Source organism: Variovorax paradoxus (assembly GCF_009755665.1).
Taxonomy (GTDB): Bacteria; Pseudomonadota; Gammaproteobacteria; order Burkholderiales; family Burkholderiaceae_C; genus Variovorax; species Variovorax paradoxus_G.
The window spans coordinates 3,532,903-3,553,205 of the sequence record NZ_CP046622.1 but is presented as its reverse complement, the minus strand read 5'-3'; the positions used below and the strand labels follow the sequence as shown (position 1 = coordinate 3,553,205).

The following is a 20,303-nucleotide window of genomic DNA, read 5'->3' as shown; positions in this document are numbered from 1 at the left end:
GATGCAACGCCTTCACGGAGCATCGGCTTGACCCACGACGACAACACCTCCCGCCTGCCCACGTACTTCATCTCGCATGGCGGCGGCCCCTGGCCCTGGATGAAGAAAGAGATGGGCGGCGTCTACGACCGGCTGGCCGCCTCGCTGGCCGACATGCCGCGCCAGATCGGCCGCACGCCCGGTGCCATTCTCATGGTGTCGGCCCATTGGGAGGCGCCGGTCTTCACCGTGCAGGGCAACCCGCGCCCGCCGATGATCTACGACTACGGCGGCTTTCCGGCCCACACGTATGAAGTGCGCTACGACGCGCCCGGCTCGCCCCAGCTCGCGCAACGTGTGCAGTCGCTCCTGACCGCGGCCGGGCAGCCGGCGGCCATCGACCCCGAGCGCGGCTTCGATCACGGCATGTTCTCGCCCATGGCGGCCATGTACCCGGACGCCAGCGTGCCGGTGGTGCAGCTGTCGCTCAAGCGCGGGCTCGACCCGGCGGAGCACCTGGCGCTTGGCCGCGCGCTCGCGCCGTTGCGGGGTGAAAACGTGCTCATCGTCGGCAGCGGCCTGAGCTATCACAACCTGCGCAATTTCGGTCCGCAGGCGCACGGCGTTTCGAAGGCGTTCGGCGACTGGCTCGACGACACCTCCGTGCAAGCATCGCCGCAAGAGCGCGTGCAGCGGCTGCAGGACTGGGCCTCGGCCCCCTCGGCGCGCATGGCGCATCCGCGCGAGGAGCACCTGATTCCGCTCATGGTGGCGGTCGGCGCGGCCGAGCAGGAAGCCGGCGAACGCATCTATCACGAAGACGACTTCATGGGCGGGCTGGTGGTGTCGAGCTACCGCTTTGGCGCGGCCGCCAGCTAGAAGAACAGCCAGTTGGCAGAATCGGGCGATGTCTTCCATCCCCGATTCAAATTCCACTTCGGAGTCAGGCGCAGAAGCCCGCCTGCTCATCGAACGCGTCGCCGCCACCGGCACGCGCCATGACGTGGTGCATGGCGGCGTTCGCGTCTGCTGGCGCCGCTTCGGCGCCGAAGAAGAAAGCCCCGATCCGCCGCTGGTGCTGCTGCACGGCGGCCACGGCAGCTGGATGCACTGGCTGCGCAACGTCGAGGCGCTTTCGGCCGGCCGCACGCTGTGGCTGCCCGACATGCCGGGTTTCAACGATTCGGATGCGCCGCCTCGCGCAGCGCCCGGCGAAGACCCGCTCGGCCCCTTGCTCGATGCGCTGGGCGGATCGCTCGACCAACTGATCGGCGCCGGCACGCCCATCGATCTCGGCGGCTTCTCGTTCGGCGGACTCACCGCCGCGCGCTTTGCCGTGCGGCGCGGTGCCATCCGGCGCCTGGCGCTCGTCGGCAGCGGAGGCCACGGCACCTTGCGGCGCATGGCGGCGCAAATGATCAACTGGCGCGCCGCACCCGATCGCGAGGAAGAACGCGCCGCGCTGCTGCACAACCTGGCCGCGCTCATGCTGCACGACAAGGCTGCCATCGACGCGCTGGCTTTCGAGATCCACGACATCTCCTGCCACGGCACGCGCTTTCGCAGCAAGGAGGTGTCGCAGGCCGGCGGACTGCAGGCCGCGCTCGAGGCCATCGGTGGGCCGCAACTGCTGCTCTGGGGCGAGTACGACGTCACCGCCGATCCGCGACCGCTGGTGGCGCAACTCACGGCCGGGCAGCCGCAGCGCGAAGGCGTGGTGATCGACGGGGCGGGGCACTGGGCGCAGTACGAGCGCGCCGATGAGTTCAACCGGCTGCTGCTGCGCTTTCTGGGCTGAGCGCTCGCAGCCGACGCCCCGCTATTGCTTCACCAGCCCCAGCTTGCGGATCATGTCGCCCCACTGGTCGTAAGTGGCTCGCGTGAGCTCGGCCAACTGGGCGGGGCTCGATGACTCGGCTTCGTAGGCGCCCTGGCGGAAGAAGTCGCGCGTGGCCGGCATCGCCAGCACCTGTGCGAGCGCGCCGTTGAGCTTGGCGACGACGGGCGCCGGCATGCGCGCGGGCCCGTAGAAGCCGAGCCAGCTCGGCATGTCGACGCCGGCAACGCCTTGCTCGGTCATGGTGGGCACGTCGGGCAGCATCGCGCTGCGTTTCGGCGCGGCCACCGCCAGCATGCGAACCTTGCCCGTGGCGGTGTTCTGGATGGCGTTGGGCGCCGCATCGAAGTAGTACTGCACGCGGCCTGCAAGAAAGTCCTTCGCGGCATCGGCGCCGCCCTTGTAGGGCACGTGCACCACGTCCAGCCCCGCCTTTTGCGCGAAGGCCTCGCCGTAGATGTGCGACGAGGTGCCGGTGCCGAAGGACGCGTAGCTCATCTTCCCGGGGTTGGCCTTGATGTAGGCCACGAGCTCCTGCACCGTGCGCGCCGGCACGCTCGCATGCACCGTAAGCACCAGCGGCCCGCGTGCGCCGAGCGAGAGGGGGGTCAGGTCCTTGAACGGGTCGTAGCGCACTTGCGCCAGCGTCTGCGGGTTCTGCGCGACCACGGAAGAAGGCGCGTACATCATCGTGTAGCCATCAGGCGCGGCGCGAATCACTTCCTCGGTGGCAAGGATGAAGCTCGCTCCCGGCCGGTTCTCGACGATGACAGGTGTCTGCAGCACCTCGCCGAGCTTGTTGGCGACAAAGCGCGCCTGCGCATCGGAGGCGCCCCCCGCTGCCAGGCCGAGCACGATGCGGATGCTGCGGCCCTTTTCGGGGAAGGCCGCGGGTTCGGCCGCGAGCACGCTGGGCGGCAATGCGGTTGCGCCAAGTGCGATGCCGAGGCCAAGGCACGCGGCCATGCGGCGGCGGCTGAAAAAGGGCGAGCGGTTCATTGCCTGGCCAACCCCACCTGCTGCACCATCGCGCCCCAGCGTTCGTAGCTCGAACGCGTGACGCTTGCAAATTCCTCCGGCGTGGAGGCGCCGGCTTCGTAGCCGCCCGATCGGTAGAACTCGCGCACCTGCGGCATCGCCAGCACCTGTGTGAGTGCGGTGTTGAGCCTGGCGACGACCGGCGCGGGCATGTGCGCCGGGCCGTAGAAGCCGAGCCAGCTGGGCAAGTCGAGCCCGGTGACGCCTTGCTCGGCGAAGGTGGGCACGTCGGGCAGGGCTGCAATGCGCGCGTTGGCGGCAATCGCCAGGATCTTCACCTTGCCGGTGGCCGAGGTGATGAGCGCCGAGGAGGCCGAATCGAACATGTACTGCACGCGGCCGCCGATCAGGTCCTTGGCCGCGTCCGACCCGCCCTTGTAGGGAATGTGCACCGCGTCGATGCCGGCCTTCTTGACGAAGGCCTCGCCGTAGATGTGCGACGAAGTGCCCGCGCCAAAGGAGGCGTAGCTCACCTTGCCGGGGTTGGCCTTCACGTAGGCGATGAGTTCCTTCACGTTGCTGGCGGGCACGGTGGTGCTCACCGACAGCACCAGCGGGCCGCGGCCGCCCATCGAAATGGCGGTGAAGTCCTTGAACGGGTCGTAGGGCACCTGCGAGAAGGTGTGCGGGTTCTGCGCCATGGTCGAAGAGGGCGCGTAGAGCAGCGTGTAGCCGTCGGGCAGCGCACGCGCCACCTCGCTCGCGGCGAGCATGGTGCTGGCACCGGGCTTGTTGTCGACGATCACGCCGGTGCCCAGCACCTCGCCGAGCTTCTGCGCCACGATGCGCGCCTGGGCATCGGTGCCGCCGCCGGCGGTAAAGCCCACCACGATGCGTATCGGCTTGCCGCCGCGCACCGGAAAGTCTTGCGCCAGGGCCAAGGGCGCCAAGCCCAGCAAGGCCGCCGCGCCGAGTGCAGCGCCGAACGCACGGCGGGTGCCGCGGGGTTTCTTCATCGATGTCTCCGTTTATGAATGTTCTTCTTATATTGATTTAGAAATCCATAAAAATCCACATAACCTAGGGAATACCCCGAAGTCGCGCTGTTTTCAAGCTTTTGTGTTTGACAAAATGAACATTGAAATCAAAATACGACGAAACAGCCCATCCAAGACACTCATTCATGAAAACTGTCGTCCGCACCGACGAGCGCATCCTCAGCTCCGACATCTTCGACCGCGACAGCCGCGTCAAGCGTCCTGACCACGGCACCTGGGCGGAGCCCGGCAAGAACATTCCGGTCTATCACCGCTGCGGCGTGCTGGTTGTGGGCGGCGGGCCTTCGGGCACCGCGGCCGCCGCGGCTGCCGCCCGCGCGGGCGCCGACGTGGCGCTGCTCGAGCGCTACAACCACCTGGGCGGCCTTTCCACCGGCGGCCTCGTGATCTGGATCGACCGCATGACCGACTGGGAAGGCAAGCTGGTGATCCGCGGCTTTGCCGAAGAACTGTTCGACCGCCTGCCGGCCGATGCCATTGCCGGCCCCTCGCGGGAAGACTGGGGCTCGCAAGACGCGGCCAAGGCCGCGCACTGGTCGCAGCGCACGGCCGCGTATCACGGCGTCGTCACCTGGTCGCCTACCATCGACCCCGAGCGGCTCAAGCTCCTGTCGCAAGAAATCGTGCTGGAGCGCAAGGTCAAGCTCATCTATCACTCCTGGGCTGCCATTCCCATCGTGCAGGACGGCGCCGTGAAGGGCGTGGTCTTCGAGAGCAAGGAAGGCCGCATGGCCATCATGGCCGACGTGGTGGTCGACGCCACCGGCGACGGCGACCTGTTTGCGCGAGCCGGCGCCGCCTATGTCAACGACATCGAAGAAGCCGACGTGCACCACTGCATGAACACCTCGTGGCTCTTCGGCGGCGTGGACATGAACCGCTGGATCGAATTCAAGGCCGGCCAGCCCGAGGCGTTCAGCGCCTTCATGGCGCGCGGGCGCGAAGTGTGCGGCCTGTTCGAGCGGCCGTTCGTCTCGTGGCGCAACGACGTGGCGTTGTTCATGGGGCCGCGCCAGTCGGGCTACTCGGCGCTGGACGTGGACGACCTCACGGCCGTGGAGGTGCGCTCGCATCGCGCCATGGCCGCGCACCTGGACTACTTCAAGGCGCATGCGCCGGGCTTTGAAGATGCCTACCTGATGCTGAGCGCGCCGCAGATCGGCGTGCGCCATGCGCGGCGCCTCAGCGGGGTGGGTGCGGTGCTGCGCAGCCAGTGGCCCGACGGCGTGGCTCTGGCCGATGAGGTGGGCGTAACGCCCGCGGTGTCGCCCAAGTTTCCGAACATCTCCATTCCCTACGGCGCGTTGGTGCCGCAGCAGCTCGACGGCCTGCTGGCCTGCGGGCGCCACATTTCATGCGACCGCAACTCGCACGGCTTCATGCGCGAGATTCCGCAGTGCTGGATCACCGGCCAGGCGGCGGGCGTGGCGGCGGCGCTGGCCTCGCAGGGCGGCATCGAGCCGCGCTTTGTCGATGTGGGCGCGCTGCAGTCGGCGCTGCTCGCGCAGGGCGTGTACCTGCGGGCCGGTGCCGGGCAGGGTGCGCATGCACCGGCCGTTGCCGAAGCCGGCGCCTGAATGTCTTGCCATGAGCCCGGTCGACCTTTCCCGCGAGCCTCTACATTGCACAGTCCTGAGTCTTGCAACGGGTTCTTCCATGTCCACTGACAAAAACGACACCTCTTTTTCCGCATCGGAGGCCGCCGATGCGCGCGGCGACCGCTCCGACACCGTGAGCGCGCTGGAGCGCGGCATCTCGGTGCTGCGCTGCTTCAGCGAAGAGCGCCCCGTGCTGGGCCATGCAGACATCGCGCGCATGACCGGTATTCCTCGGCCCACGGTCAACCGGCTCGTCGCCACGCTGCTCTCCATGGGCATGCTCAAGGCCGCGCAGGTGGCCGACCGCTTCATGCTCGGCCCTGGCGTGGTGTCGCTGTCGCGCGTGTTCCTGGGCAGCCTCGACGTGCGCGCCGCGGCGCGGCCCAGCATGCAGGCCATGGCGGAGGAGGTGGGCGCCTCGGTCTACCTGGCCATACGCGACGGCATGGAGATGGTGCTGATCGAGGCTTGTCGGCCGCGCTCGTCGATGCTGTCGGCCCGGCTCGACGTGGGCTCTCGCGCGCCGCTGGCCAATTCGGCCCTGGGCCGTGCGTACCTTTCGGCACTGCCCGAGGCGCAGCGCAACCAGCTCATCGATTCGATGCGCCTCCTGCGCGGTCCCGAGTGGGACAGCATTGCGCCCGGCATGACTCGCGCCATCGGCGAAGCCCGGCGGCTGGGCTATTGCCTCTCGCTCGGCGAGTTTCACCGCGAGATCAATTCGGTGTCGGTGCCCCTCATCGGGCCCGACGGCGAAGTGATGTCGCTCAACGGCGGCGGCGCGGCTTTCGTGTTCACCGAAGAGCGCCTGCGCAACGAACTGGCACCGCGCCTGCACGACATTGCGCTGACCATTGCGCGCGACATCGGCGGGCACGTGCCTACGCCTACGCCTTCACCGGGCTAGCAGGGCCGGCACGGGCCGGCCTCCCACGACCACACAAGAACGGAGACACAGGTCATGTACCTGAGCGATGAAGAAAAAGCCATGATGGACGGCCGGGACGGACCGGCCGTGCAGAAGGCGATGGACCTTCTGATGCGCTACGGCGAAGCGCTGGGCGCCGAGCGGCTGGTGGAAACGCGCAACGTCTGCGCCACCATCACCTCGACCACGCCGTTCCAGCGCGACTTCGCGCTGGCCAAGGGCGGCGGCATGGACGCGGTGTTCTCCGAGTTCAGCCTCGACAGCCAGGAGACCGTCGAGATTCCGAAGTTCAAGGTCTTCACCAGCCACCTGCAACTGGGCTTCGACCCCGGCCAGCCCGAGCGCATGGGCGTGAGCGAGGAGATCGTGCAGTTCTACAACAAGAGCGAGCGCCACGCGGCAGGCCTGGGTGCGCAGATCATGAACACCTGCACGCCCTACCAGGTGGGCAACATTCCCACGCGCGGCGAGCACTGCGCGTGGATGGAATCGTCGGCCGTGGTGTATTGCAACTCGGTGCTCGGCGCGCGCACCAATACCGAAGGGCGCGAGAGCACCGGCGCGGCCATGCTCACCGGGCGCATTCCCTACTGGGGCTACCACCTCGACGAGAACCGCCGCGCGACGCATTTGGTCGAGCTCGACGTCGAGGTCGAATCGGTGCAGGACTGGGGCTTGCTCGGCTACTACATCGGCGAGCACGTGCAGGAGCGCGTGCCGGTGGTGCACAGCAAGCGCGGCATCGCCCGTGTGCCCAACCTGCCGCGGCTCAAGCACTTTGGCGCGGCGGCATCGTCGTCGGGCGGCGTGGAGATGTATCACATCGCCGGCATCACGCCCGAGGCGCTCACGCTGGAGCAGGCGCTCGGCGGCCGTGCGCCGGTGGAGGTGCTGCGCTACGGAGAGGCCGAGCGCCGCGCCACCTACGAGAAGATCAACGCGACCGGCAAGGAAGCCGAGGTGCAGTACGTGATGCTCGGCTGCCCGCACTACACCATCGAACAGATCTGGGAGGCCGCGCAGCTCATCGAAGGGCGCAAGGTGCACCCGGATTGCGAGCTGTGGATCTTCACGCCGCGCGCCATCAAGTCGCTGGCCGACCGCAACGGCTACACCAGGATCATCGAGGATGCGGGCGGCATCATCATGTCCGACAGCTGCTCCGCCATGAGCCGCGCCGTGCCCAAGGGCACCAGGACCGTGGCGCTTGATTCAGCCAAGCAGGCGCACTACCTGCCCGCCATTCTTGGGGTGCAGGCGTGGTTCGGCAGCACGGCGGAATGCATCGATGCGGCGTGCACGGGGCGGTGGAATGGGGGCATGCAATGAGGCTCGGGATTTTCTCCCTCCCCCTCTGGGGGAGGGCAGGGGTGGGGGCCAGCGGCGCATCCGTCGCGCGCTCTGCCCGCCCCCATCCCAACCTTCCCCCAGCGGGGGAAGGAGCAAAACCATGAATGCACGCGACAACACATCCACGCTCGTCATCCGCGGCCGCAAGGTGGTCGGCGGCGTGGCCGAAGGCGAGGCACTCGTCACGCGCGACCGCATTTCGGGCTGGGGCGGCATCGATCCGCGCACCGGCACCGTCATCGAAACGCGGCACGAGCTGCGCGGCCAGAGCTTTGCGGGCAAGGTGCTGGTGTTTCCGGGGGCCAAGGGGTCGTCGGGATGGTCGGCCATGTTCCATATGACGCGGCTCATGAACTCCGCGCCCGCGGCATTCCTGTTCAACGAGATGACCACCAAGATGGCACTGGGTGCCGTGGTCACGCACTCGCCCTCGATGACCGACTTCGAGCGCGACCCGCTCGAGTGCATCGAGACCGGAGACTGGGTGCGCGTGGACGCCGACCGCGGCGTGATCGAGATCACCAAGAAGAACAAACCCGGAGACCGCCCATGACTACCCGCCCCCTGCGCAGCAACTTTCCGCGCGGCTCGTACCTCTGGTCGGTGCGCAATGCGCACTGGCGCGCGCTCGGCATTCCGGAAGAAGACTGCGAGAAGCCGAAGATCGCGATCGTCAACAGTTCGTCGGAACTGGCCGCGTGCTTCAGCCACCTTGACAAGGTGGCGGCGGAAATCAAGACCGCGATCCGCGCCGCGGGCGGCGTGCCCTTCGAGATACGCACCGCGGCGCCCAGCGACTTCATCACCGGTGCCGGCGCACGCGGTGCCTACATGCTCGGCGCGCGCGACCTCGTCACCAACGACATCGAAGTGGCCGTGGAGGGCGCGCAGCTCGACGGCATGGTGTGCCTCACTTCGTGCGACAAGACCGTGCCGGGCCAGCTCATGGCGGCGGCGCGGCTCAACATTCCGACTTTGCTCGTGCCCTGCGGCTACCAGCCCAGCGGCGAGTACCGCGGCAAGCACATGGACATCGAGGAAGTGTTCATCGGCGCGATGCATGCCGTCACCGGCCACCTGCCGGTCGAAGAACTCGTGGGCATGAGCCGCGAAGCGATCCGCGGGCCGGGCGTGTGCTCGGGCCTGGGCACTGCCAACTCGATGCACATCGTTTGCGAGGCGCTCGGCATGGCCTTGCCGGGCAGCGCACCGGTGGCCGCGCTGAGCCAAAAGATGATGGCCGACGTTCGCGCCGCCGGCACGCGCATCGTGCAAATGGTGTGGGACGACCTCAAGCCGCGCGACATCCTCACGCCCGGCGCCTTTGCCAACGCGGTGCGCGCGGTGCTGGCCATCGGCGCCTCGCTCAACACGGCTAAGCACTTGCAGGCGGTGTCGACCGAAGGCGAGTGCGGTGTCGACGTGTACGGCCTGTTCGAAAGCCTGGGCCCGACGACGCCGGTGCTGGCCGGCGTGCGGCCAATCGGCGAACACAGCATCGAGGCCTTCGAGGCGGCGGGCGGTTGCCGTGCACTGATGAAGCAGCTTGCACCGTTGCTCGACACGAGTGCGCCCACCGTCACGGGCGGCACCGTGGCCGACAACCTGCAGAGCGTCGGAGTCGCCGACCCGGAGGTGATCCGCCCCATGGATCGGCCGGTGGCGCCGCTGCCCGCCATCGTGCTGCTGCGCGGCAATCTCGCGCCCGAGTCGGGCCTCATCAAGACCGGCATCGCGCCACGCAAGGTGCGCAGCTTCACCGGTCCGGCGGTGTGCTTCTGGACATCGGATGCCGCCATTGCCGCGTTGAAGAAAGGCGAGATCGTGCCGGGCCAGGTGGTCGTGATGCGCGGCGCCGGTGCCTGCGGCGGCCCTGCGATGGGCGGCGGGGCCTCGCGCGTGGTGTTTGCCATCGACGGTGCGGGCCTGGGTGACCAGGTCGCGATCTTGACCGACGGGCATCTTTCGGGCCTGGTCTGCAAGGGGCTGGTGGTGGCCGAGGTGTCACCCGAAGCCGCGCTCGGCGGGCCGTTGGGGCTGGTGCGCGATGGCGACGTGATCACCATCGACCTGGACGCGCGCCGCCTCGACATTGCATTGACCGATGCCGAACTCCAGGCGCGCCGCGCCGACTGGCAGGCGCCGCCGCCTGCCTTCGACACCGGCTGGCTGCAGCAGTACCGGCGCAACGTGAGCCCGCTGTCCAAGGGCGCCGTGCTCGTGCGCACCGAACGGCCTCAACCCTCGGGCTAGCAAAACCTTTTACCCCGGCCTTCGCCGACCGGTGCGCCCCCCTGCGCACCCGGTGGCGCAGCCCTGCGCGCGTTCCGAGTTTTTCAACCAAGAGAAGAAGCAGGAGACAAGAAAACCATGAAGAAGATCTTGATGTGGTCAGCGTTGGGGCTCGCGAGCAGCGGCGCCGCGCATGCGCAATCCACAGTGACCGTGTTCGGCGTGATGGACCTCGGCATCCAGTACACCAACGGCGATGGCGGCGGTTCGGTCAAGGCGCTGTCCAACGGCGGCCTCTCGACCAGCCGCCTTGGATTTCGCGGCACAGAAGACCTGGGCGGCGGCTTGCGCGCGGGCTTCTGGCTCGAAGGCAGCCTGAATCCCGACACCGGCACCGGCCGTGCGAGCAACAGCAACAACCAGACGAGCGGCGCGGGAACGGCGGGGCCGATCACCTTCGACCGCATGTCTTTCGTGAGCCTCTCGCACCAGAAGGTGGGTGAGCTGCGCCTGGGGCGCGACTTCATTCCCACGCACTACAACAGCATCTACTTCGACCCCTTCAATGCCAACGGCGTGGCGCGCGCGGGCAACCTCACGTTCGCGGGCGCGGGCACCGGGCCGCTGCCCACCGGCATCACGGGCAGCAATACGGTGAGCTACTGGCTGCCGGCCGGCCTCGGCGGCTTCTACGGAATGGCGATGATCGGCACCGGCGAGAACGATTCCACCGCCCCGAACCGCGACGACGGCAACTTTGCCGGTGCGCGCTTCGGCTTTGCCTCGGGCGCATTCGACGTAGCCGCCGCCGTGACGCGCACCCACTACGACGCCACCGCCACCATCGGCAACTACACGCACGCCAACATCGGCGGCACGTGGGACGCGGGCTTTGCGAAGTTCTTCGCGCTCTACAACAAGGTAACGGTGAAGCTCGCCGCCGGCACGGTGCGCAAGAACACCGCCGAGATCGGCGCGCACATTCCGGCTTTCGAAGTGGGCCGCATCCGCGTGAGCTACGCCTACCTGGACGACCGCAGCGACGAGAGCCTGCGCAATGCCAACGGCATGCCGCGCAACCGCGACGATGCGCGCCAGTTCGGCATTGGCTATGTGCACAACCTCTCGAAGCGCACCGCGCTCTACGGCACCTACGCGCGGCTCATGAACAGCGGCCAGGCGCGCTATGTCGTCAGCGGCGGCGTGGCGCCGGCCGGCGGCCGCCGCTCGTCGGGCTGGGAGCTCGGCGTGCGGCATCTCTTCTGACAAGGAGCAAGAAAATGCGACGCAGAAACCTGACGCTGGCGGCCCTTGCGGCCGGCGGTTCGCTCGCCCTGCTGCCCGGCGGGGCGGCCTGGAGCGCCGAGACCTATCCGGACAAGCCGCTGCGCCTGATCGTCGGGTTTGCGCCCGGCGGCGGCGCCGACGCGCTCACGCGCATCATTGCGGAGGGGCTGTCGAAGCAGCTCGGCCAGCAGGTGATCGTGGAAAACAGGCCCGGCGCCGACGGCGTGCTCGCGGCGCAGGCCACGTCATCGGCCAAGCCCGACGGCTACACGTTGCTGATGGGCACCAACACCGCCATGGTGGCCGCGCCCACGCTGCGCCCCACAGCACCTTACGACCCGTTCAAGGCCTTCACGCCGATCAGCTCGGCCGGCCAGTTTTCGATGTTCCTGGTGGTGCCTTCGAGCCTGCCGGCGAAGAGCGTGAACGAGTTGCTGGCCTTGGTCGCGGCCAAGCCCGGCGCCTACAACTCGGCATCGAGCAACAGCGCCTCGGAGCTGGCCATGCTGCAGCTGCTGGGCGAGCGCAAGGTCGTCAACGCGCGCTACAAGGGCGACATGCAAGCCATGACCGACCTGCTGGGCGGCCAGATCCACATGATGTTCACCACCGGCACGCTGGCGCCGGGCTTCGTGAAGGAGGGGCGCATTCGCGCGCTGGTCACGCTGCTGCCGCAGCGCAGCGCGTTGCTGCCCGACGTGCCCACGGGCAGCGAACTGGGGCTGGGCAAGCTCACCATCACGCCCTGGGCCGGCTTCTTCGGGCCGCCGGGGTTGCCGCAGGCCATTACCGCCAAGCTGTCGCAGGAACTGCAGAACACGCTGAAGCGGCCGGACGTGCATGCACAACTGGTGCAGCAGGGCTTCGAGGGCTACGGCATGAGCCCCGCAAAGTTCACCGAGTTCTTCCGCGCGCAGTACGACGCCTTCGGCGCCACCGTGCGGCAGCACAACGTCAAGTTCGAATAGCCGCGGCTGCGGCTCAGAGGCCGATCGAGCGCGCGTTGCTGCGCCAGAACGCCGCATCCGGAAAAGCACCCGCGCCGGCCGCGGCGTTGTCGGCCATGTGCTCGGCGCGGCTGGTGCCGGGAATGGTGCAGGTCACGGCAGGGTGGCTCAGCACGAACTTCAACAGCACCTGCGCCCAGCTTGTACAGCCGATCTCGCCGGCCCACGCCGGCAGCGGCTTGTCGCGCAGCCGGCGCAAAAGGCCGCCACCGCCAAAGGGCATGTTGACGATCACCGCCACGCCGCGCTCGGCCGCGAGCGGCAGCAGTCGCTGCTCGGCTTCGCGTGCGTCGATCGAATAATTGATCTGCAGGAAGTCGAGCTTCTCGGCGCGCAGCACGGCCTCGACCTCGTCGTAGGCCGAGGCGGTGTAGTGCGTGATGCCGATGTAGCGCACGCGGCCCTTGTCCTTCCAGCCGCGCAGCGTGGCGAGATGGGTTTTCCAGTCGACCAGGTTGTGCACCTGCATCAGGTCCATGCGCTGGGTGCGCAGCCGCGCGAAGGACTGCTCCATCTGCGCAATGCCAGCCTCGCGGCCCGATGTCCACACCTTGGTGGCAAGAAAAGCCCTGTTCTCGCGCTGCTTCGATGCGGCCAGCAGTTCGCCGGTGTTTTCTTCGGAGCGGCCATACATCGGCGAACTGTCGATCACCTTGCCGCCGGCTGCGAAGAGGGCGTCGAGCACACCCGGCAGGCGCTTGTATTCGTCGGTACCGGGGCGCTGGTCGAACCCGATCCAGGTGCCGCAGCCGACAACCGGCAGGGCTTCCTGGGTGGAAGGAATGGGGCGGGTGTTCATGGTCATCGCAGGCCTGCCTTGTTGCTGTGCGAAGGAGGGGAGCGCGGCACCGGCGCAGAGTGCGGCGCCTAGCCTGAGCAGCCGGGCGCGTGTGATGGGGAAGTGGGGTTGGTTCGTGAGGAGCGTCACGAATCAAATTCTGCGCCAGGGGCTTTGACTGGGTGCGCGTTGGGGGCGTTGTTCAGGGCGCGCACCCGCCGACGGGGTACCTTTCTCCGCGAATGTCCCCCGGGGCTGCGCCCCTCCTCCTTTATTTCGCTGCGCAAGGCACCCCATCGACGTGTGCGTTATGAGCAGCGGTCGTTGATCGGCGGTACACCCAGAGCGTGCCCCGGTGCACAGGGCATCGGGTGCTCCACGCAGCGAAATAAAGGAGGAGGCCGCAGGCCGGGGGACATTCGCGGAGGGGAGTACCCGGTGGCCTTTGCACACGCTCTGGACAACAGCGCCCCGAATGAATTCACGTACGGAGAAAGCCCTCAGCGCAAATAGCGCCCGTCAGCCTTCAGCATAGACAGTTCAGAGAAGGTCAGTCCCCGGTGCTCCCCCGGCCGGTAAGACACAGCAATCCCACCGATGTCCAGCGTCTTGAACGACTCGAGCCCCTTGTGCAGCGAATCGGCCGTCGGGTTCGCGCCCGCGCGCTTCAGGCCCTCGACCATCACCTTGGCCGCCACATAGCCTTCGAGGCTGGCGTAGCTGAACTCCGTTGCGCCGATTTTCTTCATGGCTGCCTGGTACTCGGCAATCATCGGCATTGCCGTGTTCCACGGGTATGGCACGACTTGCGAAATGACCACGCCGGCTGCGTCCTTCTTGATGTCCTGGAACAGCTTCTGGCCGTTCAGGAAAGAGAACGAATAGAAAGCCGTTTCGCCGCCTGCCGCTCTATAGGCGGTGATGAACTTGGCCGCCACGTCGTTCGTGGCCGACAGCACCACGGCCTTGGGCTTGAGCTTGACCAGTTCCGCCGCGCGTTCGGCTGCGTCGGAGCCGTCGTTCTTGATCGGCACGCTGCCGACCATTTTTTCGCCGCGTTCGGAAATGAATTTTTGCGTGCTCTCCATTGCCGAGCGCGCGCCCGGGTTGTCGTTGTGCGCAAAGGCGATGCGCGAGAGGCCGATGGTGAACAAGTGGTTCACGATGCGGCTGTATTCCTCGTCGAAGCTGATGCGGACCGGAAAGCCGTATTCGGACGGCTTCACCACCGGCGCCGCGCCTGTGTACGAGCCCACGACCGGAATCTTGAGCTCGTTGGCAGCCTTCAGGGCACCGACCGCCGACGACGTGCCGATCGGCATCAGGATGCCCACGGCGCCGTCCTTCACGAAAGTCTTCACGTTCTCGGCGCCCTTGGCGGGGTCGTATGCATCGTCGAGCTGGCGCAACTCAATGGGCCGGCCGTTCACGCCGCCATTCGCATTCACCGCGGTGAACAAAGCGCGGATGCCGACCAGCGGCTCGGTCGACAGCGTTGCCAGCGGGCCCGTCTGAACATTGGTCTGGCCGATCAGCAGCGGCTTGGTTTGCGCCTGCGCCGCAGGCTGTACCGCAAGGAGGAGGGCAGTCAAGGCCGAAGCCAGCAAATGAATCTTTTTGTATTGCATGGTCACAAATTGTTTGTTCTGCCATCTTAAGAGGCAAGGCGCTTTGGGTAAATCGCTATTTGTCCCGTGCTGGTTGCGGCTCATGGAATACTGTATAAAAATACAGTTAACGATTGCATCATGGGCCTTCCTTTCCTCAACTCCTTTTCCGCCGCCGCAGGCCGTGGCGTCTGGCATGCCGACGAACTCGGCCTGGCCGACGCGCAGGTCGTCGCCACCGGCCACGCCGCACTCGACGCCGAGCTGCCCGGTGGCGGTTGGCCTGTGGGCGCCATGACGGAGTTGCTGCAAACCGCGCCGGAAGCCCATGTCTGGCGGCTGCTGCTGCCGGCCCTGGCGCAGGCAGTGCAGGCGCGCGGCGGGCCGGTGGTGCTGATCGGCGCGCCCTACGAACCCTGCGGGCCGTCTCTGGCGGCGCAGGGCTTGCCGGTGGAGGCGCTGATGTGGGTCAGAAGCGACGCGCCGGCCTCGCGGCTGTGGGCCTGCGAGCAGGCGCTGCGCTGCGCGGATGTGTCCGCCGTGCTGGCCTGGCTGCCGCAGGCCCGGGTGGGTGAACTGCGCCGGTTGCAACTGGCCGCCGCCCAGCATGACGTGCTGCTCTTCGTGTGCCGGCCCGAATCAGCCGCGCAGGGTGCGTCGCCGGCGCGGCTGCGCCTCCAGGTGGAAAGCTGCGAGGCCGACAGCTCGCAGATCGAACTGCGCATTCTCAAGCGCCGCGGGCCACCCTTGGCCGCGCCGGTGATGCTGCCCGCGCGCAACGAACGCATGGCCGCATTGCTGGCGGCTGCCCGGTTGCGCCGCAAGCTGCGGCTCCAGCAGCAGGGCACGGCGCCGGCCGGCGAAGCGGCAACGTCCGCCACGGCCACGGTGGTGCGCATCGACGCATGGAAGGGAGGCCCCAATGCACTGGATCGCATTGCGGTGGTCGCTTGAATCCGGTTCGCCTGAAGAAGCGCAGCCCCTGCCCACGCCCGAGGCACTCGGCTGGTGGGCGCTGCAATACACGCCGCATGTCGCCTGGCAAGACGAGGCGCTGATGCTCGAGGTTTCGGCTTGCGAGCGCCTGTGGGGCGGGCGCTCGTCGCTGATGCGCCAGTTGGCCCACGAGAACCCCGCGCCCGGCGCGGTGATGCGCGGCGCGCAGGGCGCCACAAGCCTCATCGCATTGGCCCGGTTGCGCCTGTTCGAGCGCAACGAGAGCCGGCCCAAGGACATTCCCGCCGGCCTGCCGCTGGACACGCTGAGTGCCGCGCGCGAACACCTCGATTTGCTTGCGCGCCTGGGCTGCCGCACCTGGGGCGACGTGGCCGCCTTGCCGCGCGGCGGCCTGACGCGGCGCTTTGGCGCGGCGTTGCGCGAGGCGCTCGATGTGGCATGGGGCCTGCGCCCCGAAAGCCACCACTGGCTCACGCTGCCCGACGTGTTCGAGCAGAAGCTTGAACTTCCCGCGCTGGCCGAAACCGCGCCCGAGCTGATGTGGTCGGCCAACCGGCTGCTCACGGCGCTGCAGTTCTGGCTGCGTGCCCGCCAGCGCGGCGCGCGCGCGCTCGAGCTCCAATGGACGCTCGACCTCAAGCGCTTCAACGGCGTGAACCTGCCGCCGCACCAGCAAGTCACCGTGCGCACGGCCGAGCCCACGCAGGACATGGCGCACCTGCGCCGCCTGCTCTCCGAAAAACTCGCCCTCACCACGCTTGCGGCGCCTGCGAGCTGGCTGCGGCTGCGCACACTCGAAACCGATCCGTGGGCCGGCGCCAGCACCAGCTTTCTGCCTGAAGACAACCGCAAGGGCGACAAGCTGCACGAAATGGTCGAGCGGCTCAGCGTGCGGCTCGGGCCGCAGCAGGTGGTGGTGCCCGTGTCCCGGGCCGACCACCGGCCCGAGCGCAAGCAGGCCTGGCGGCCCGCGCTGCAGAAAGACACTGCGCTGCCGGGCACCCGCAAGGAAGCCAAGGAAACTGCAAAGGCGAAGGCCGCGGCTTCGCAGCCCGATGCGCTCTACCCGCCGTGGCTCTTGCCCGAGCCGTTGCTGCTCGAGATGGACGGCGAGCGCCCGTGCTACCGCGGCGCACTCAGCAAGCTGATCGGACCGCAGCGTGTCGAAGCCGGCTGGTGGGGCGGCAAGGAAGACGGCGGCCAGCCTGCAATGCGCGACTACTACGTGGCGGAAAGCCCTGAAGCCGGGCTGGTGTGGATCTTTCGCGAGCGGCCCTCCGCAGGCTTTTCGCCGGGCGAAGTGCGCTGGTACCTGCAGGGGTTCTATGCCTGACCTGAGCGAGAAGCAGCTGCGCGGACGCAACTCCGCCAAGGTGCATGCGCTGCCGTTGCCCTTGCGCAAGAAGCCGCCGCCCACGCTGCCCGACTATGCCGAGCTGCATTGCCTGACCAACTTCAGCTTCCAGCGCGGCGCCTCGACGCCCGAGGAGATGGTCGAGCGCGCCTACCAGCTCGGCTACACGGCGCTGGCCATTACCGACGAATGCTCGGTGGCCGGCATCGTGCGCGCGCATGTCTGCCTGCGCGAGTTGACGTCCAAGCTCGACGAGTACGAGCGCGAGCACCCCGACGAGCCGCCGATTCCGCGCAACCCCGGCTTCCGGCTGTTGTTCGGCAGCGAGTTCCGCTTCGAGCGCTTCAGGCTCGTGGTGATCGCGAATGACACCGAGGGCTGGGGCAACCTGTGCGAGTTCATCACCGCCGCGCGCAACACCGAGCTGCCCAAGGGCGAGTACCGCGTGAGCTGGGACGAGAGCGACGTGGCTTCGCTGCAGCACTGCCAGGTTCTCTTCGTGCCGCACAGGGCGCCGGGCGGTGCCATGGACGTCGCCTCGCTGCATGAAGACCTGCTGGCCGCCAAGGCGCTCTATGGAGAGAACCTGTGGCTGGCGGTGGAAATGCTCAACGAGCTCGACGACGACCTGTGGTTTGTCACGCTGATGCAGGCGGGCGAGCACACGGGCGTGCCGCTCGTGGCGGCCGGCGACGTGCACATGCATGCGCGCTCTGCCAAGCCGCTGCACGACGTGCTCACGGCCGTGCGCGAAGGCAAGACCGTGGCCGAGTGCGGTTTTGCACTGCAGTCGAATGCCGAGCGGCATCTGCGGCAGCGGGTGCGGCTGGCCGAGCTGTATCTGCCCGAAATGCTGTCGAACACGCTGGTGGTGGCCGAGCGATGCCGGTTCGATCCCAATGTGATCCGCGAGACCTACAAGTACCCGCTCGAAACCGTGGGCAACCACGAGACGCCCGTGCAGACGCTGGTTCGCAAGACCTGGGAGGGTGCGGCAGTGCGCTTTCCCGGGGGCATTCCGAACAAGGTGCGCGAGCAGGTCGAGAAAGAACTCGCGCTGATCGTCGAGCTGAAGTACGAGATGTTCTTTCTCACGGTCGAAGACATCGTGCGCTTTGCGCGCTCGCAGCACATCCTTTGCCAGGGGCGCGGTTCTTCGGCCAACTCGGTCGTCTGCTACTGCCTGGGCATTACCGCGGTCAGCCCTGAAAAAGGCCATCTGCTGTTCGAGCGCTTCCTGAGCCGGCACCGCAACGAGCCGCCCGACATCGACGTCGACTTCGAGCACCAGCGGCGTGAAGAGGTCATCCAATACATCTACAAGAAGTACGGCCGCGAGCGCGCAGCCATTGCGGCCGTCGTCATCTGCTACCGCGCGCGCAGCGCCTTGCGCGACGTAGGCAAGGCCATTGGCATCGACGAACGCCTGATCGACGAGTTCGCAAAAGACCACTACTGGTTCGACGACACCGTGCTGGGCGAGCAATTGTTCAAGGCGGCCGCGCGCGTGGGTGTGGAAGAAGATGAGCTCAAGCTGGTGCAATGGATCGAGATGACGCAGCGCCTCAAGGGCTTTCCGCGCCACCTGAGCCAGCACGTGGGCGGCTTCGTGCTCACGCACACCAAGCTCACGCGGCTGGTGCCGGTCGAGAAGGCATCCATGGTGGATCGCTCGGTCATCCAGTGGGAGAAGGACGACCTCGAAGCCATGGGCATGCTCAAGGTCGACGTGCTCGCGCTCGGCATGCTCAGCGCCATACGCCGCGGGCTCGATCACATGAACCGCTGGCGCGGCTCGATGATGGAGATGCACCACATTCCCAACGACGACCAGAAGGTGTTCGACATGATCTGCGATGCCGACACCATTGGCGTGTTCCAGATTGAAAGCCGCGCGCAGATGTCGATGCTGCCGCGCCTGAAGCCACGCTGCTATGAAGACCTGGTGATCGAGGTTGCCATCGTGCGGCCCGGGCCCATCCAGGGCGGCATGGTGCATCCGTATCTCAAGCAGCGCGAGCGAGTGGCCAAGCACTTGCCGATCCATTACGAGAAGGAAGAGCTGAAAGAAGCACTCGGGCGCACGCTGGGCGTGCCGATCTTCCAGGAGCAGGTGATGCAGATCGCCATGATCGCGGCCAAGTTCACCGCCGACGAGGCCGATCAATTGAGGCGCGCCATGGCCGCCTGGAAGCGCAAGGGCGGCCTCGAGAAATTCCACGAGAAGCTCGTGCAAGGGATGGTCGACAACGGCTACAAGGCGTCCTTCGCCGAGGCCATCTTCAAGCAGATCCTCGGTTTTGGCGACTACGGCTTTCCCGAAAGCCATGCCGCGAGCTTTGCGCTGCTGGTCACCGTGAGCAGCTGGCTCAAGAACTACGAGCCTGCCTGCTTTCTGGCGGCCTTGCTCGATTCGCAACCCATGGGCTTCTACAGCCCCTCGCAGCTCGTGCAAGACGCGCGGCGGCATGGCGTGGAGGTGCGGCCGGTCGATGTCACGTGCAGCGACATCGACACCACGCTCGAAGCCCGCGCCCCCGACGCGCCGCGCATGCCGCCTGGCACCGATGCGCGATATGCCGATCGCCTCGGCAACGAGAACCAGCCCGCGGTGCGGCTCGGGTTGAACCGGGTTTCGAGCCTCAGCAAGGAGGGCGCCGAGCGCCTGCTTGCAGCGCGTGCGCAAGCGCCATTCACCAGCACCGAAGACCTCGCCCTGCGCGCCGAACTCGACGGCAAGGACATGGCCGCACTGGCCGCCGCCGATGCGCTGATGTCGCTTTCGGGCCATCGGCGCCAGCAGGTGTGGGACGCCACCGCCCAGCGCCGTTCGCCGGCCTTGCTCAAGGGCGTGCCGATCAACGAGCAGGTTCTGCAATTGCCTGCCGCACCCGAGGGCGAGGAGATCGTGGGCGACTACGCGGCGCTCGGCCTCACGCTGCGGCGCCATCCGCTCGCGCTGCTGCGCCCGCGCCTTGCACGCATGAAGCTCATGAGCGCCGAAGAACTGCGCAGCCTGCCCAGCGGCCAGACCGCGCGCGCCTGCGGCATCGTGAAGGGGCGGCAGCGCCCGGGCACCGCCAACGGCACCATCTTCGTCACGCTCGAGGACGAGACCGGCAATGTCAACGTCATCGTCTGGAGCCATGTCATCGAAGCCTGGCGCGAGCCGCTGCTCAAGTCGCACCTGCTCGCGGTGCAGGGCACCTGGCAGCGCGACGACGAGACCGGCGGCAAGGTGCAGCACCTGATCGCGACCGGCTTCAAGGACCTGACGCCGCTCATGGGCCGGCTGGCGCAGAGCAACACCAGCCGCGATTTTCATTGACGGCGCGGATGCAACCGATCGTTCC

Annotated in this window: 16 protein-coding genes; 12 read left to right on the top strand and 4 right to left on the bottom strand. The window is 67.4% G+C overall.

Translation table 11 applies throughout. The annotated features are described in order from the left end of the window. Positions 1-27: 27 nt before the first annotated feature. Both GOQ09_RS16505 and GOQ09_RS16500 read left to right on the top strand, forming a co-directional pair. Entirely contained in the window at positions 28-858 is an 831-nt protein-coding gene (locus GOQ09_RS16505) for a DODA-type extradiol aromatic ring-opening family dioxygenase (RefSeq protein WP_157614497.1), read from the top strand. A gap of 28 nt (positions 859-886) precedes the next feature. Next, positions 887-1,777: an alpha/beta fold hydrolase gene (locus tag GOQ09_RS16500; protein WP_157614496.1), complete on the top strand. Its 891-nt coding sequence runs from the start codon at positions 887-889 to the stop codon at positions 1,775-1,777. Between the two features lie 21 nt (positions 1,778-1,798). Here GOQ09_RS16500 and GOQ09_RS16495 read toward each other — a convergent pair whose 3' ends face one another. Beyond that, positions 1,799-2,782, bottom strand: coding sequence for a Bug family tripartite tricarboxylate transporter substrate binding protein (locus GOQ09_RS16495; protein ID WP_431769279.1), 984 nt, complete (start codon positions 2,780-2,782; stop codon positions 1,799-1,801). Between the two features lie 29 nt (positions 2,783-2,811). Then, complete coding sequence (locus GOQ09_RS16490; RefSeq protein ID WP_157614494.1) at positions 2,812-3,810, bottom strand: Bug family tripartite tricarboxylate transporter substrate binding protein; 999 nt, start codon at positions 3,808-3,810, stop codon at positions 2,812-2,814. A gap of 167 nt (positions 3,811-3,977) precedes the next feature. On the opposite strand from GOQ09_RS16490, the gene GOQ09_RS16485 reads away from it, so the two are divergent. From GOQ09_RS16485 to GOQ09_RS16455, 7 genes are all read left to right on the top strand, one after another. Next, a complete protein-coding gene (locus tag GOQ09_RS16485) occupies positions 3,978-5,429 on the top strand; it encodes an FAD-dependent oxidoreductase (protein WP_157614493.1) in 1,452 nt (483 codons plus the stop codon). A gap of 79 nt (positions 5,430-5,508) precedes the next feature. Beyond that, on the top strand, positions 5,509-6,357 hold the full coding sequence (locus GOQ09_RS16480) for an IclR family transcriptional regulator (RefSeq protein WP_157614492.1): 849 nt from the start codon (positions 5,509-5,511) through the stop codon (positions 6,355-6,357). 54 nt (positions 6,358-6,411) lie between these two features. Then, complete coding sequence (locus tag GOQ09_RS16475; protein WP_157614491.1) at positions 6,412-7,707, top strand: aconitase X; 1,296 nt, start codon at positions 6,412-6,414, stop codon at positions 7,705-7,707. Between the two features lie 121 nt (positions 7,708-7,828). Beyond that, positions 7,829-8,281: an aconitase X swivel domain-containing protein gene (locus tag GOQ09_RS16470; protein ID WP_157614490.1), complete on the top strand. Its 453-nt coding sequence runs from the start codon at positions 7,829-7,831 to the stop codon at positions 8,279-8,281. Next, positions 8,278-9,981, top strand: a complete 1,704-nt coding sequence (locus tag GOQ09_RS16465; protein WP_157614489.1) for a dihydroxy-acid dehydratase — start codon at positions 8,278-8,280, stop codon at positions 9,979-9,981. Before GOQ09_RS16470 ends, GOQ09_RS16465 begins: the two co-directional genes overlap by 4 nt. Before the next feature lie 117 nt (positions 9,982-10,098). Beyond that, entirely contained in the window at positions 10,099-11,226 is a 1,128-nt protein-coding gene (locus tag GOQ09_RS16460) for a porin (protein WP_157614488.1), read from the top strand. A gap of 14 nt (positions 11,227-11,240) precedes the next feature. Next, positions 11,241-12,215: a Bug family tripartite tricarboxylate transporter substrate binding protein gene (locus GOQ09_RS16455; protein ID WP_157614487.1), complete on the top strand. Its 975-nt coding sequence runs from the start codon at positions 11,241-11,243 to the stop codon at positions 12,213-12,215. Positions 12,216-12,228: 13 nt separating this feature from the next. On the opposite strand, the gene GOQ09_RS16450 is transcribed toward GOQ09_RS16455, so the two are convergent. Together GOQ09_RS16450 and GOQ09_RS16445 are read right to left on the bottom strand one after the other, a co-directional pair. Further along, positions 12,229-13,149, bottom strand: coding sequence for an aldo/keto reductase (locus GOQ09_RS16450; protein WP_431769315.1), 921 nt, complete (start codon positions 13,147-13,149; stop codon positions 12,229-12,231). Between the two features lie 383 nt (positions 13,150-13,532). Further along, positions 13,533-14,624, bottom strand: a complete 1,092-nt coding sequence (locus GOQ09_RS16445; protein ID WP_242630858.1) for an ABC transporter substrate-binding protein — start codon at positions 14,622-14,624, stop codon at positions 13,533-13,535. Between the two features lie 156 nt (positions 14,625-14,780). Here GOQ09_RS16445 and imuA point away from each other — a divergent pair, with 156 nt between their 5' ends. From imuA to GOQ09_RS16430, 3 genes are read left to right on the top strand one after another with little or no spacing between them, the layout of a single operon-like run. Continuing rightward, positions 14,781-15,593, top strand: coding sequence for a translesion DNA synthesis-associated protein ImuA (imuA, locus tag GOQ09_RS16440; RefSeq protein WP_157614484.1), 813 nt, complete (start codon positions 14,781-14,783; stop codon positions 15,591-15,593). Further along, positions 15,562-16,929 carry a Y-family DNA polymerase gene (locus tag GOQ09_RS16435; protein ID WP_157614483.1) on the top strand — a complete coding sequence of 456 codons (1,368 nt, stop codon included), beginning with the start codon at positions 15,562-15,564 and terminating at the stop codon, positions 16,927-16,929. Before imuA ends, GOQ09_RS16435 begins: the two co-directional genes overlap by 32 nt. Further along, positions 16,922-20,278, top strand: coding sequence for an error-prone DNA polymerase (locus GOQ09_RS16430; protein WP_157614482.1), 3,357 nt, complete (start codon positions 16,922-16,924; stop codon positions 20,276-20,278). The genes GOQ09_RS16435 and GOQ09_RS16430 overlap by 8 nt, the downstream gene beginning before the upstream one ends. The last annotated feature ends 25 nt before the right edge of the window (positions 20,279-20,303 follow it).

Coding starts and splice junctions, on each gene's coding strand:
- GOQ09_RS16480 (WP_157614492.1), top strand. CDS start 5,509: ATGTCCACTGACAAAAACGACACCTCTTTTTCCGCATCGGAGGCCGCC.
- GOQ09_RS16500 (WP_157614496.1), top strand. CDS start 887: ATGTCTTCCATCCCCGATTCAAATTCCACTTCGGAGTCAGGCGCAGAA.
- GOQ09_RS16495 (WP_431769279.1), bottom strand. CDS start 2,782: ATGGCCGCGTGCCTTGGCCTCGGCATCGCACTTGGCGCAACCGCATTG.
- GOQ09_RS16470 (WP_157614490.1), top strand. CDS start 7,829: ATGAATGCACGCGACAACACATCCACGCTCGTCATCCGCGGCCGCAAG.
- GOQ09_RS16455 (WP_157614487.1), top strand. CDS start 11,241: ATGCGACGCAGAAACCTGACGCTGGCGGCCCTTGCGGCCGGCGGTTCG.
- GOQ09_RS16435 (WP_157614483.1), top strand. CDS start 15,562: ATGCACTGGATCGCATTGCGGTGGTCGCTTGAATCCGGTTCGCCTGAA.
- GOQ09_RS16490 (WP_157614494.1), bottom strand. CDS start 3,810: ATGAAGAAACCCCGCGGCACCCGCCGTGCGTTCGGCGCTGCACTCGGC.
- GOQ09_RS16460 (WP_157614488.1), top strand. CDS start 10,099: ATGAAGAAGATCTTGATGTGGTCAGCGTTGGGGCTCGCGAGCAGCGGC.
- GOQ09_RS16485 (WP_157614493.1), top strand. CDS start 3,978: ATGAAAACTGTCGTCCGCACCGACGAGCGCATCCTCAGCTCCGACATC.
- GOQ09_RS16430 (WP_157614482.1), top strand. CDS start 16,922: ATGCCTGACCTGAGCGAGAAGCAGCTGCGCGGACGCAACTCCGCCAAG.
- GOQ09_RS16465 (WP_157614489.1), top strand. CDS start 8,278: ATGACTACCCGCCCCCTGCGCAGCAACTTTCCGCGCGGCTCGTACCTC.
- GOQ09_RS16475 (WP_157614491.1), top strand. CDS start 6,412: ATGTACCTGAGCGATGAAGAAAAAGCCATGATGGACGGCCGGGACGGA.
- imuA (WP_157614484.1), top strand. CDS start 14,781: ATGGGCCTTCCTTTCCTCAACTCCTTTTCCGCCGCCGCAGGCCGTGGC.